General features: G+C 71.9%; 10 protein-coding genes. 5 read left to right on the forward strand and 5 right to left on the reverse strand.

Annotated elements, in window-relative coordinates; translation table 11 throughout:
* Window positions 1–32: 32 nt before the first annotated feature.
* From AB0316_RS04700 to AB0316_RS04720, 5 genes are all read right to left on the reverse strand, one after another.
* A complete protein-coding gene (locus tag AB0316_RS04700; protein WP_366270877.1) occupies window positions 33–932 on the reverse strand; it encodes a MurR/RpiR family transcriptional regulator in 900 nt (299 codons plus the stop codon).
* A 4-nt stretch (window positions 933–936) separates the two neighbouring features.
* Entirely contained in the window at window positions 937–2,670 is a 1,734-nt protein-coding gene (locus AB0316_RS04705; RefSeq protein ID WP_366270878.1) for a serine hydrolase, read from the reverse strand.
* Window positions 2,671–2,730: 60 nt separating this feature from the next.
* A complete protein-coding gene (locus tag AB0316_RS04710) occupies window positions 2,731–4,053 on the reverse strand; it encodes a DUF1343 domain-containing protein (protein ID WP_366270880.1) in 1,323 nt (440 codons plus the stop codon).
* Between the two features lie 36 nt (window positions 4,054–4,089).
* Complete coding sequence (locus tag AB0316_RS04715; protein WP_366270882.1) at window positions 4,090–5,904, reverse strand: glycoside hydrolase family 3 protein; 1,815 nt, start codon at window positions 5,902–5,904, stop codon at window positions 4,090–4,092.
* 154 nt (window positions 5,905–6,058) lie between these two features.
* Window positions 6,059–7,615: an ATP-dependent DNA ligase gene (locus AB0316_RS04720; protein ID WP_366270883.1), complete on the reverse strand. Its 1,557-nt coding sequence runs from the start codon at window positions 7,613–7,615 to the stop codon at window positions 6,059–6,061.
* Between the two features lie 238 nt (window positions 7,616–7,853).
* Here AB0316_RS04720 and AB0316_RS04725 point away from each other — a divergent pair, with 238 nt between their 5' ends.
* The 5 genes from AB0316_RS04725 to AB0316_RS04745 all read left to right on the forward strand — a co-directional run bounded on the left by AB0316_RS04725 (window position 7,854) and on the right by AB0316_RS04745 (window position 12,883).
* Window positions 7,854–8,861 (forward strand): alpha/beta hydrolase, encoded by a 1,008-nt coding sequence (locus AB0316_RS04725; protein ID WP_366270884.1) that lies wholly within the window; start codon window positions 7,854–7,856, stop codon window positions 8,859–8,861.
* Window positions 8,862–9,033: 172 nt separating this feature from the next.
* Window positions 9,034–9,843, forward strand: a complete 810-nt coding sequence (locus tag AB0316_RS04730) for an SDR family oxidoreductase (protein WP_366270885.1) — start codon at window positions 9,034–9,036, stop codon at window positions 9,841–9,843.
* Window positions 9,840–10,607: a 3-oxoacyl-ACP reductase FabG gene (gene fabG / locus AB0316_RS04735; protein WP_366270887.1), complete on the forward strand. Its 768-nt coding sequence runs from the start codon at window positions 9,840–9,842 to the stop codon at window positions 10,605–10,607. The genes AB0316_RS04730 and fabG overlap by 4 nt, the downstream gene beginning before the upstream one ends.
* 1 nt (window position 10,608) lies before the next feature.
* Entirely contained in the window at window positions 10,609–11,661 is a 1,053-nt protein-coding gene (locus AB0316_RS04740) for a phosphotransferase family protein (protein ID WP_366270889.1), read from the forward strand.
* A 1-nt stretch (window position 11,662) separates the two neighbouring features.
* Window positions 11,663–12,883 (forward strand): acyl-CoA dehydrogenase family protein, encoded by a 1,221-nt coding sequence (locus tag AB0316_RS04745; protein ID WP_366270890.1) that lies wholly within the window; start codon window positions 11,663–11,665, stop codon window positions 12,881–12,883.
* Window positions 12,884–12,979: the final 96 nt, after the last annotated feature.

Consider the following 12,979-nt stretch of genomic DNA (forward strand, 5'->3'; position numbering starts at 1 on the left):
GGGCCGAGGGTGCGCGCTCGAGGGAGGGGGGCTCAGTCGGTGACGTGGTGGCCGGCGACGGCCTCGCGGGTGTCGACGACCGCCTTGCGGGCGCGGCGCAGGTTGCGCTGTGCGACGGCGATGTAGAGGCAGTCGACGACCGTCAGGGCGGCGATGCGGCTGGCCGTCGCGCCCGAGCGCAGGCTCGTCTCGCGCGCCGCGGTGGTCAGCAGGAAGTCGACGCCGGAGGCGAGCCGTGAGAGCGGGAAGTTCGTGATGGCGATGGTGCGCGCGCCGGTGGAGCGCGCGGCGGCCAGCGACTCGATGGTCTCGGTGGTGGTGCCGGAGTGCGAGATGCCGACGGCGACGTCGCCCGGCCCGAGCAGCGTGGCGCTCGTCAGGGCGATGTGGGGGTCGTTCCAGGCGAAGGCGACGATGCCGATGCGGTGCAGCTTCTGCTGCAGGTCGGTGCCGACGACGGCGCTCGCCCCGATGCCGTAGATGTCAACCCGTCCGGCGCGGGCGATGGCCGCGGCCGCGGCAGCCAGGGCGTCGCGGTCGAGCTGCTGGGCGGTCTCCTCGACGGCGCTCGCGTCGGTGAAGGCCACCTTGGCGATGATGTCGTCGATCGTGTCCTTGGCGCTGATGTCGGTGCCGCTGCGGCGCAACGTGCGTGGGTGCGCCGACTCCTCCGCGAGCGCGAGACGCAGCTGGGGGTAGCCCGGCAGGCCGAGGCGGCGGCAGAAGCGCAGCACCGTCGTCTCGGACGTGCGCGCCGCTGTGGCGAGCTCGCTGATCGTCAGACCGGCAGCCCGCCGCGCGTCGGCGAGGACGATGTCGGCGACCCGGTCCTCGGCGGGTGACAGGGAGGGCCGGATCCCCCGCAGGTGGATGAGCAGCGATGCGCTCGCCGCACCTGCGGGGGACGAGGCCCCGTCCTCGGTCCTTGGCATGGGCCTACGCTACGGCGTCACGGCCGACGAGCCGCCACCCTTGGGGGGTGAACGCGCCGGGCGTCTTCTCGCCGTCGAGCAGCAGGCCTCCCGGGCCCTGCACGCGGATGTCGTCGACGGCGACGCCGCGCCCGAGGTAGCCGGCGTCGGTCGTGTGCCGCCAGCGCAGCTGCTGGTCGCCGGCCGGCAGGTCGGCGCGCACCTGGACCCAGCGCCTGGTGCCCGACCCGGAGATGACCCCGTCGGCGCTCTCGGTCTGCCCGCGGTCCTTGACCGCGAACGGGATCGCCGTCCACGTCGCCCCGCCGTCGGTGGAGCGCTCGAGGTGGAGCAGGTCGGTCTCCTCCGTGTCGAGGAACAGGTCGAAGCCGAGCCGCGCACCTCGTGCCCCGACCGCGAGGGACGGCGTCGTCAGGGTGGTCGTCGACGCGTTCTCGCCGCCGGTGACCCAGGCGGTGTCGCCCTGTCGGGGACGGATTCCCATCGACGCCGCGAGCCCGTGCGCCCACTCGCGCCGGGCGCCGTTGACGGAACCCCAGTTGCGCGACGGGTGCACGCGGTTGGTGAGCAGGATCGCGAAGGAGCGCGACGTGAAGTCGATGACGATCGAGGTGCCGGTGTAGCCGGTGTGGCCGGCGGTGCGTGGCCCGGACAGGGCGTCCATGTACCACCGCTGGTTGAGCTCGAAACCGAGCCCGTGGTCGTCGCCGGGGAAGTCCTCGTTGAAGTTGGTGATGAGGGCCTCGACGCTCTTGCGGCTGAGGATGCGCTCGCCGCGGTAGGTGCCGCCGTTGAGCAGCGCCTGCGACAGGACGGCGAGGTCGTCGACGGTCGAGAAGACGCCGGCGTGCCCCGCCACCCCACCGAGCGACCAGGCGTTCTCGTCGTGGACCTCGCCCCGGACCAGGCCGCGGGGCGGGGCGGTCTGGTACTCCGTCGCGGCGGTGCGCGCCTTGTCGGTCGGGTTGTAGCCGGTGTCCTTCATCCCGAGCGGCGCGGTGATGCGGTCGTGGACGACCCGGTCGAGCGGCTCGCCACGCAGCCGCTCCACCATGACGCCGAGCGTGATGAGGTTGAGGTCGCTGTAGAGATAGGTCGTGCCGGGCGGGTTGGTGAGCGGCTGGTCCATGACCGCCTTGATGCGAGACGCCTTGTCGGGCCACTTGCTCCACAGCGGCAGCCACGACGTGAAGCCCGAGGTGTGCGTCAGCAGCTGCCGCACCGTCACGGACTCCTTGCCGTTCGCGGCGAACTCGGGGAGGTATGCCGCCACCGGGCTCTCGAGGGAGACCTTGCCCTCCTCGACGAGCTGGACCACGGCGATCGAGGTGAACAGCTTGGACATGGAGGCGAGGTCGAAGATCGTGTCGGTGCGCATCGGCTCCCACTGGTCGCGCGGGAGCTCGGTGGTGGCGTCGGCGTAGCGCAGGGCCCAGCCGCTGGCGTCGCGCTCGACGACATGCCCCTCGTGGCCCATGATGCCGACGGCGCCGGCGAAGAGCGGGTGACCGCTCGCGTCGACCTGCTCGTGCGCGTGGATCTGGGCGACCGCCTGCGCGATGGGGGCCGGGTCGAGACCCAGCGAGGCGGGACTGGCGTCGGACAGCACGGTGTTGGGCGGTGCGAAGCCGCGGTCGGGCTTGCTGAAGTCGTCGGCAGCAGCCGGCCCGGGGGTCACGAGGCTCCCCACGACGGCGAGGCTGCCGAGGGCAGCGGGGACGAGTCTGCGCAGGCGCATGTCACTCCTGGATTGTCGCGGGATCGTGGCTGGACCGTCGGTGGTGGTGCCGCTGGGCGGTCACTTCGCCGGGCCGCGGTAGAGGAGGTACTGCTTGCGCCGCGCGTCGAACGCGGCGAGCTCGTCCCGCCAGGCGCCGACGACCTCGTCGGCCGGGGCGCCGGCCGAGATCTGCGTGCGCAGCCGCTGCGAGCCGGTGAGCTTGTCGATCCAGTAGGGCCGGCCCGGGTCGTAGGAGTCGTAGCGCCACTCGAAGTCGGGGTAGAGCGCCTTGGCCGCGACGAGCATCTCGACGGCGGCGCGCATCGGGTCGAAGGCCGACGGGTCTGTGACGTGCAGCTGCACGCCACCGCAGACCTTGCCGGTGTGCTTGCTGAAGGTCGGCGAGAAGTACGCCTCGCGGAACCCGACGCCCGGAAGGCCAAGCCCCGCAAGCCGTTCCGCCCACTTGTAGTCGACGAACGGCGCACCCACCAGCTCGAAGGGCCGCGTCGTCCCACGTCCCTCCGAGAGGTTCGTGCCCTCGAACATGCCGGTGCCCGGGTAGACGAGCGCGGTGTCGGGAGTCGGCATGTTGGGACTCGGCATGACCCACGGAAGGCCCGTGACGGCGTACGGCACGTCACGGCGCCAGCCCTTGACCTCGACCACGGACAGCTCGGCGAGCCGGCTGCCCGCTTCGGCGGCGAGGAACTCCCCGTCGAAGTAGCGGGCCAGCTCGCCGACCGTCATGCCGTGCGCCTGGACGATCTCCTTGGCGCCGACGCCCGAGGTCCACGGCGTCGTCATCATCGGGCCGCGCGCCGTGCCCCCGATCGGGTTGGGCCGGTCGAGCACGACGAAGCGCGCGCCGACGGCGACGGCTGCCTGCATGGCCGTGTACATCGTCCAGATGTAGGTGTAGAAGCGCGCCCCGACGTCCTGGATGTCGAAGACGACCGTCTCGACGCCGGCGGTGCGGAACATCGAGGTCATCTTCGCGACGTTGGCGCCGTAGGCGTCGTAGACGGTGATGCCGGTGCGCGGGTCGGGGTGGGTCCCCTCGGAGTCCCCGGCCTGCGCGGTGCCGCGGAAACCGTGCTCGGGCCCGAAGACGCCGACGACGTCGACGGTCCCGGACTCGTGCATGTCGTCGACGATGGTGCGCAGGTCGGCGAGGATGCCGGTCGGGTTGGTGATGACGCCGACCTTCTGGCCCTTGAGGGTGGACCACTTCGACGCCGCTGCGCTCTGGGCGCCCGTCGTCACGGGGTTGTTCGGGTAGTTGCTGCCGTATGCCGTCTGGCCGCCCTCTGCGGCGCGGGAACCTGCCGCCGTGGCGGGGATGGCGAGGGCGCCGAGGGCGCCGGCGGTGAGCAGCTGTCTGCGGTTGGGCTTGGGCATGTGAGGAGCTCCGTTCGTGACCGGTCGGGCCGGTGGTCAGTAGGTGAGGCCGTGGCCGAAGGGGTAGAGCACGGTGTCCGGGGCGCCGGCGACGGGGATGTCGACGGGCAGGGTGGCCGTGGGGGAGACGTCGCCGACGATGACCCGGGCGGCCGCCTCGATGGCGACCGGGCTGTAGGAGTACGTCGCGACGTAGGTGGGGGCGTCGGTGAAGTAGGCGATGTCGTATGGGTCGCGCACGGCGACGACGACGACCGTCTTGCCGGTGGCGAGCAGCTGCTTGACGAGCTTCTGCTGGCCGCCGCGGGTGTCGGTGACGTTGGTGTCCCAGGCCTTCATGGTGGTGACGACGACGACGTCCTTGTCGGCTGCGGCGGCGACGGCGGAGGTGACCTGAGCGTCCGTCGGCGACGTGCCGGTCTGGACGGTCTGCACCGCGGCGCCCTTGCCGGTCAGGGCGTTCGCCAGGGTGGCGGTGGTGCCGACGCCGTAGCCGGTGACGAGGACCTTCTTGCCCTTGGGGGCGATCGGGAGGGCCTTGCCGTCGTTCTTGACGAGGGTCGTCGTGCGGTCGGTGACGGAGTCGGCCGCGGCGAGGTGGGCCGGCGTGCCGACCACGGAGGAGACGGCGCTGGGGTCGGCGTACGGGCGGGCCACGATGCCGCGGCGGTACTTCAGGCTCAGCACGCGGCGTACCTTCGCGTCGAGCTCGTCCTTCGGGATGCGGCCGCTGTGGACGGCGTCGAGGACGGCGGCGAAGGCGTCGTCCATGGCAGGGGTCATGAGCAGCTGGTCCACGCCGGCGAGCAGGGCCCGCACGGCCACCTCGGCGTCGCCGTAGAGGTCGCGAACCCCTTGCATCGCAAGGGAGTCGGTGACGATGACGCCCTTGTAGCCGAGCTGGCCGCGCAGCAGGTCGGTCATGATCGGCTTGCTCAGCGTCGCCGGGTTGCCCGAGTCGTCGAGGGCCGGGAACGACAGGTGCGCAGTCATGATCATGTCGATCTGCTCGTTGATGGCGGCCTTGAACGGCGGCGCGTCGATGGTCTCCCACTGCTCACGGGTGTGGGTGATGACCGGGAACGCGACGTGGCTGTCTGTGGCGGTGTCACCGTGGCCCGGGAAGTGCTTGGCCGACGAGGCGACCTTGCCGTCGCGCTGGTAGCCGGCGACCTGCGCGGCCGCCAGCTGGGCGGCGAGCTCGGGTCGCGACGAGAACGACCGCGTGCCGATGACGGGGTTGAGCGGGTTGACGTTGACGTCGCAGTCGGGCGCGAAGTTGGTGTTGACGCCCATGGCGAGCAGCTCCATGCCGGTGATGGCCGCGGCCGTGCGGGCATCGGCGGCGCTGCGCCCGGCGCCGAGCGCCATCGAGCCGGGGAACTGGGTGGCCGGCGGTCCGATGCGCGTGACGACGCCCTGCTCCTGGTCGGTCGCGATCTGGAGGGGGATGCGCACCTTGCTCGGCTGCGTCAGTGCGGCCTTCTGCAGGCCGTTGGAGAGGCCGACGATCTGGTCGGGGTTCTGGACGCTGTCGGTCCAGGCGAAGTAGATGTTGCCGCCGAGGTGGTACTTCTGCACGACCTCTGCCGGGCTGGCGACGCCGTAGAGGGGCACGTTGCGCTGGTCGGGCGTCGTGGCGTCACTGCCGTAGACGTTCTGGATGAAGAGCTGACCGACTTTCTCCTCCACCGTCATCCGGGCCATGGTCGAGGTGACCCAGCCGTTCTCGGCGGCCGGCGGGTGCACCGGGTTGCCGGTCGCGCGGGCGCTGCCGGCAGCCGCACCGGCGGCGGCCGCCGCGAGCCCGCCGGCGAGGACCGAGCGTCGCGAGAGGTTGGACATGGACATGGAGGCCTCCGGTGATGTGAAGAAGTGACGTATTCGTCTCCTTCTTCGGAACTTACCTACGCCCCGGGAGGTCGGCAACAGATAGCACCGACCCGTCCACCGGACAGCGCGTCGGCAGGACACCGACCCGGCGGTGACTGGCTCGCGCCGGGCCTCACCAGCCGGCGAGGGACCTCACGGTCTGCACGGTGTCGATCTCGGAGACCGGCTTGTCGTCGCGGTAGCGGATGACCCGGGCGAAGCGCAGCGCCATGCCGCCGGGGTAGCGGCTCGAGCGCTGGACGCCGTCGAACGCGATCTCGACGACCTGCTCGGGACGCAGGGTCACCACCCAGCTGCCCCCGTCGGCCGGCTCGACGGCGAGCTCTTGGAAGCGCTCGGTCTGCCAGGCGAGCATCTCGTCGGTCATCCCCTTGAACGTCTTGCCGAGCATCACGAGCTCGCCCGTCTCGGCGTCGCGGGCGCCCAGGTGGATGTTGGACAGCCACCCCTTGCGCCGGCCGCTGCCCCACTCGACCGCGAGCACGACGAGGTCGAGGGTGTGCCGGGGCTTGACCTTCACCCACCCGGGACCGCGCCGTCCGGCGGCATACGGCAGGTCGGGGTCCTTGACGACGACGCCCTCGTGGCCGGCGGCGACGAGGTCGGCGAAGAACTGCTGTGCACGCGCGGGGTCGTCGGTGAGCTGGCGGGGCACCATCCAGGACGGCGGCACGGTGCGGGCCAGGTGCGACCACCGGGTGGCCGCCGGCTCGTCGAGCAGGTCCTCGCCGTCGAGGTGCAGCAGGTCGAAGAAGTACGGCGTCAGCGGCACCTCCTCGCGCAGGCGCTCCACGTCGGCGCTGCTGGCGGTGCGGGCGCCGGTCACCTGGAAGGGCTGGGGCCGACCGTCCTCGGCGAGGGCGATCACCTCGCCGTCGAGCACGACCGTCTCGACGTCGAGTCCGGCGAGCGCCTCGGTGATCTCGGGCATGCGCTCGGTCACCTCGTCGAGGGTGCGGGTGAAGAGGCGGACGCTGCCGGGGCTGGTGCGGTTGTCGACGTGCGCCTGCAGCCGTATGCCGTCCAGCTTGGTCTCGACGACGACCTCTCCGCCCAGCGTGGCGAGGGCCGCGGCGACGTCGGGCGCGGCGCCGGCGAGCATCGGTCGCAGCGGCCGTCCGACCTCGAGGGTGAGGGCGTCGAGGGCCTCGGCTCCGCCGGTCAGGGCAGCCCTTGCGACCGGTCCGGCGAAGCCGGCCACCATCACGGCGCGGCGGACGGCGGCGTCGGGCACCTCGGCGGCCTTGGCGATCGCCTGGAGCATGACGCCGTCGCCGGCGCCCTGACGGGTCTCACCGGTGATGAGGCCGCGCAGCCAGGCCTGCTCGTCGGCAGTGGCCCGGGCGAACAGCGCGCGCACCGCGCTGGCTCGGGAGGCACCCGAGCCGGAGCCGCCGATGCCGGCGATCCGCGTGGCCGCCTCGTCCACCTCCTCGACGGTCAGGGTCGACTCGTCGGCCGGCTCGGGCAGGTCCTGCAGGCCGCGCCAGCTCACGCCGATGCGGCGCTGCGGGAGCACCCCCGCCAGGTGCGCCGTGACGACCTCGACGACCTCGGGACCGTCCTGCGCCGCGCGCCGCAGGCAGGCCGCGAGTGCCTCGACCTTCGCGGTGCGCGAGGAGGTCGCGGCGACGGTCCGTGAGGTGGCGACGACGTCGGAGAGCAGCATGATCTGATCTTGCCCGCCGGCGCCCACACTCCAACCGTCGAGAGGCCACGTCTGGCCCCACTCCAACCGTCGAGAGGCCACGTCTGGCCCCTGTGCAACCGTCGAGAGGCCACGTCTGGCCCCTGTGCAACCGTCGAGAGGCCACGTCTGGCCCCTCTCCAACGGTCGACGGGCCACGTGTGGCCCTCCGACGTTGCACACGATGGCCGTCACGGCGACGCCGCACTACATTTCGGGCATGGGTGACACGGTCAGTCGGTCGCGCGGTGTGCTCCGGACGCTCGCCCTCGGCGTGACCGCCACGGCCGGCACCCTGGCCCTGCTCGGGCGCGTGACGCCCTGGCCGTCCGTCTTGGTGATCCGGGCGCTCTTCGACCGTGGCGCTGCGACGACGAGCGCGGCCCTCGCCGCGCACGCGCCGAGCGACCTCGTCGAGGTGGTCGACGACGCATACGACATCTCCTCGCCGGACGGGCGGCTCGACGTCTTCAGACCGGCCCGCGACCAGCCGCTCCCGACGGTCGTCTGGGTGCACGGCGGAGCGTTCGTCTCGGGTAGAAAAGGCGACGTGGCCAACTACCTTCGGGTGCTGGCCGGGCGGGGGTTCACCACCGTCGGCGTCGACTACTCCATCGCGCCGGGCGCCCGCTACCCCACACCGGTCAGGCAGGTCGCAGGTGCGCTCGCGCACCTGCTCGACCACGCCGACCGGCTCGGAGTCGACCCGAAGCGCATTGTCCTGGCGGGCGACTCGGCCGGTGCACAGATCGCAGCCCAGGTGGCCCTGCTCGTCACCCAGCCCGCGTATGCCGGGAGGCTGGGGATCGACGTCGAGCTGGCTCCGACGTCGCTGCGGGGGCTCGTGCTCTTCTGCGGGGCATACGACTTCAGGCTCGCTCGGGGCTCGAGTCGTCTGGGCACCTGGTTCATCGACACCGCGCTCCGCTCGTACCTCGGCTCGGCCCGGCACGACGAGGCGACCATGCGCCAGGGGACTGTGGCACTGCAGCTCGCGCCGAGCTTCCCGGCCACCTTCGTCTCGCCCGGCAACGGTGACCCGCTGCTCCCGCACACGCTCGGGCTCATCGAGGCCCTGGACCAGCACGTGGTCGACCATGAGGCCCTGCTCTTCCCCGAAGACCACGAGCCGCGGCTGGGCCACGAGTACCAGTTCGACCTCGACAGCCGGGAGGGGCGCGAGGCGCTCGACCGTACCGTGGCCTTCATCCGCCGGGTCACCGACTGACGAGGGCCATTTGTGGCCTTTCGACGGTTGGGGAGGGGCCACACGTGGCCTTTCGACGGTTGGAGAGGGGCCAGACGTGGCCTTTCGACGGTTGAGGGGGAGGGCGGCACTTGACGGGAGACGGCTATGGTCGTCAAGGTAAGCAAGCGCTTAGTCCATCGCGAGGAGCAGCATGCCCGACACCGCCGTCGTCACCGGGGCCGCCCGGGGCATCGGCCGCGCCATCGCGCGACGCCTCGCCAGCGAGGGCTGGCGCGTCGTCCTCGCCGACGTCGACGCCCCCGCGCTCGCAGAGGTCGCCCAGGAGCTCGGCGCCCTCGCCGTCCCCGGCGACACGTCGACCGACGCCGGCGTGCGCCACCTCGTCGACACGGCATACGGGCACCTCGGGCACGTCGACGTCTTTTTCGCCAACGCGGGCATCGGCACGCTGGCCGGGCTCGAGGCAACGGATGCCGACTGGGCCAGCGCGCTCGAGACCAACGTCCTCGCGCACGTGCGCGCCGCCCGGCACCTCGTGCCCCGGTGGCTCGAGGCCGGCGGCGGCCGCCTCGTCGTCACCGCTTCCGCAGCCGGGCTGCTGACCATGCTCGGCGACGCGCCCTACTCCGTGAGCAAGCACGGCGCCGTCGCGTTCGCCGAGTGGCTGAGCGCCACCTACCGACACCGCGGCATCGTCGTGCAGGCCATCTGCCCGCAGGGCGTGCAGACGCGGATGCTCGAGGAGTCCGGCCCGCTGCAGGAGCTGCTGAGCCGCGACCGTGCCATCAGTGCCGACGAGGTCGCCGAGGCGGCCTGGCAGGCGCTCGCCGGCGAGGAGTTCTACGTCCTGCCGCACCACGAGGTCCGCGACTACTACGCGCAGCGCGCGGCCCACCCCGACGCCTGGCTCGCCGGCATGAACCGGCTCCAGCAGAAGCTCGACCAGACCAGCACGCCGACCAGCACCCCGACCCGCACCCCCAGCCAGGAGAACGCATGACCGAGCAGCCCACCACCCAGCGCACCGCCATCGTCACGGGGGCCGCGCGCGGCATCGGCGCCGCCGTCGCCAAGCGCCTGGCCTCCGACGGGTATGCCGTCGCCGTCCTCGACCTCGACGAGTCGGCCTGCGCCGCAGTGGTGTCCGAGATCGAGGCCGCGGGCGGCAAGGGTCTCGCCGTGGGCGTCGACGTCTCCGACGAGGCCGGAGTGCAGGCCGCCGTCGACCGCGTCGCCTCCGAGCTCGGCGCCCCGACGGTGCTCGTCAACAACGCCGGCATCATCCGCGACAACATGCTCTTCAAGATGACGACCGACGACTGGGACGCCGTCATGAACGTCCACCTGCGCGGCTCGTTCCTCATGACGCGTGCCGCCCAGAAGCACATGATCGACGCCAAGTTCGGCCGCATCGTCAACCTCAGCTCCACCTCGGCGCTCGGCAACCGCGGCCAGGCCAACTACTCGGCGGCCAAGGCCGGGCTGCAGGGCTTCACCAAGACCCTCGCGATCGAGCTCGGCAAGTTCGGCGTCACCGCCAACGCGATCGCCCCCGGCTTCATCGCCACCGACATGACCCGCCAGACCGCCGAGCGCATGGGCATCACCTTCGAGCAGTTCCTCGAGGGAGCGGCCAAGGAGATCCCGGTCGCGCGCGTCGGCCAGCCCGAGGACATCGCCGCCACGGCCTCCTTCCTCGTGAGCGACGAGGCCGGCTTCGTCTCCGGCCAGGTCATCTACGTCGCCGGTGGGCCGAAGGACTGACGTGACCGACACCCCCGCGAGCGCCACTGCGCCGCAGACCGATCCGCCCGGCCTGGCCCTCGAGCGCCTGCGCGCCTTCCTCGACCGGGAGGCATCGGGGCTGCTCGACGGGCCGCTGACGGGTCGCGTCATCGCGGGCGGCAAGTCCAACCTGACCTACGAGGTGGGCGACGGCACGAGCACCGTGATCGTCCGTCGCCCACCACTCGGCCACGTCCTCGCCACGGCCCACGACATGGTGCGCGAGCACCGCGTCATCACGGCCCTGCGCGACACCGCGGTCCCCGTCCCGACGACGTATGCCGTGTGCGAGGACCCCGACGTCATCGGCGCCCCGTTCTACGTGATGGAGCGCGTGCTCGGCACGCCGTACCGCTTCGAGGCGCAACTGCGGCCGTTGGGCGCCGATCGCGTCCGGGCCATCAGCGAGCGCATGGTCGACACCCTCGTCGCACTGCACGCAGTGGACCCCGACTCCGTGGGCCTGGAAGACTTCGGCCGTCCCGAGGGCTTCCTCGAGCGGCAGGTCCGGCGCTGGAAGCAGCAGCTCGACGCCTCCCGCAGCCGCGACCTGCCCGGCATCGACGAGCTGCACGCACGGCTCGCGGAGTCGGTTCCGGCGCAGGCGGACCCGACGATCGTGCACGGCGACTTCCGCCTCGACAACCTCCTCGTCACCACCGACGACGAGGTGTCGGCCGTCCTCGACTGGGAGATGGCCACGCTCGGCGACCCGCTCACCGACGTCGCCCTGCTCGAGGCCTACCAGCGACTCCCGCTCCTCATGGACTCCGTCGCCGTCTCCGACGTCTCCCGCGCTCCCGGCTTCATCTGCGGACCGGAGCTGCGCCAACGGTATGCCGCGGGGAGCGGGCGCGACCTCGGCTCGCTCTCGTTCCACCTCGGGCTCGCCTACTTCAAGCTGGCGGTCATCCTCGAGGGGATCCACTACCGCCACACCCAGGGCCAGACGGTCGGGAGCGGCTTCGCCGGCATCGGCGAGGCCACCGTCCCGCTCGTGCGCGCCGGCCTCGCCGCCGTCAAGGAGAGCTGACATGGACTTCGGATTCGACGCCCGGACCGAGGAGCTGCGCCAGACGCTCCTGCGTTTCATGGACGAGCGCATCGTCCCCTCGTTGGCCGTCTTCGACGAGCAGGTCGCCGCGCTGGACGACCGGTGGGCCTGGAGCACCGTCCCGGTGCTGCAGGAGCTGCGGCAGGAGGCGCGCGACCTCGGCCTGTGGAACGTCTTCCTCCCCGGCGAGCACGGGGCCGGCCTGACGAACCTCCAGTACGCCCCGCTCGCCGAGATCACCGGCCGGTCCATCCGGCTCGCGCCCGCCGTCCTCAACTGCGCCGCCCCCGACACCGGCAACATGGAGGTGCTCGCCCAGTTCGGCACCCCCGAGCAGCAGGAGCAGTGGCTGCAACCCTTGCTGCGCGGTGAGATCCGGTCGGCCTTCGCCATGACCGAGCCCGACGTCGCCAGCAGCGACGCCACGAACATCGAGCTGTCGATCCGCCGCGACGGCGACGACTACGTCATCAACGGTCGCAAGTGGTGGATCACCGGGGCGATGAACCCCGAGTGCGCGATCTTCATCGTCATGGGCAAGACCGACCCGTCGGCCGAGCGGCACCGCCAGCAGTCGATGGTGCTCGTCCCCCGCGACACCCCCGGCGTCGAGGTGGTCCGCGGCATGGAGGTCTTCGGCTACGACGACCACGACCACGGCGGCCACGCCGAGCTGCGCTTCACCGACGTCCGCGTCCCGGCGGGCAACCTCATCGGCGAGGAGGGCACCGGCTTCGCCATCGCGCAGGCCCGCCTCGGTCCCGGTCGCATCCACCACTGCATGCGCTCCATCGGGCTCGCCGAGGTCGCCATCGAGGCGATGTGCCGCCGGGCGTCCGAGCGCGTTGCCTTCGGCCGACCGATTGCCGACCAGGGCGTCGTGCGCGACTGGATCGCCGAGTCGCGCGTGCGCATCGAGCAGCTGCGCCTGCTCGTGCTCAAGACCGCCTGGCTCATGGACACCGTCGGCAACAAGGGCGCCCACACCGAGATCCAGGCGATCAAGATCGCGACGCCCAAGACTGTGGAGTGGATCCTCGACAAGGCGATCCAGGTCCACGGCGCGGCCGGCCTGAGCCAGGACACCGAGCTCGCCGCCGCCTTCGCCGGCATCCGCACGCTGCGCTTCGCCGACGGCCCCGACGAGGTGCACAAGAACGCCCTCGCCAAGGCCGAGCTGCGCAGGTATGCCGCCCGCTGACGATCCGCACGCACGCGCGGACCGCGCCACCCGGCATACGACCCCACCTGACCGACCGCACGCGGGCTCCACCCGACCGCACCACGAAGGGACCGA

Origin of the sequence: Terrabacter sp. NPDC080008, assembly GCF_040702505.1 — a bacterium.
Classification (GTDB): Bacteria; Actinomycetota; Actinomycetes; order Actinomycetales; family Dermatophilaceae; genus Terrabacter.

What these genes read in the sequence shown, in the direction of transcription:
- AB0316_RS04725 (WP_366270884.1), top strand. Translation starts at nt 7,854, where the DNA reads ATGGGTGACACGGTCAGTCGGTCGCGCGGTGTGCTCCGGACGCTCGCC.
- AB0316_RS04700 (WP_366270877.1), bottom strand. Translation starts at nt 932, where the DNA reads ATGCCAAGGACCGAGGACGGGGCCTCGTCCCCCGCAGGTGCGGCGAGC.
- fabG (WP_366270887.1), top strand. Translation starts at nt 9,840, where the DNA reads ATGACCGAGCAGCCCACCACCCAGCGCACCGCCATCGTCACGGGGGCC.
- AB0316_RS04745 (WP_366270890.1), top strand. Translation starts at nt 11,663, where the DNA reads ATGGACTTCGGATTCGACGCCCGGACCGAGGAGCTGCGCCAGACGCTC.
- AB0316_RS04715 (WP_366270882.1), bottom strand. Translation starts at nt 5,904, where the DNA reads ATGTCCATGTCCAACCTCTCGCGACGCTCGGTCCTCGCCGGCGGGCTC.
- AB0316_RS04705 (WP_366270878.1), bottom strand. Translation starts at nt 2,670, where the DNA reads ATGCGCCTGCGCAGACTCGTCCCCGCTGCCCTCGGCAGCCTCGCCGTC.
- AB0316_RS04730 (WP_366270885.1), top strand. Translation starts at nt 9,034, where the DNA reads ATGCCCGACACCGCCGTCGTCACCGGGGCCGCCCGGGGCATCGGCCGC.
- AB0316_RS04720 (WP_366270883.1), bottom strand. Translation starts at nt 7,615, where the DNA reads ATGCTGCTCTCCGACGTCGTCGCCACCTCACGGACCGTCGCCGCGACC.
- AB0316_RS04710 (WP_366270880.1), bottom strand. Translation starts at nt 4,053, where the DNA reads ATGCCCAAGCCCAACCGCAGACAGCTGCTCACCGCCGGCGCCCTCGGC.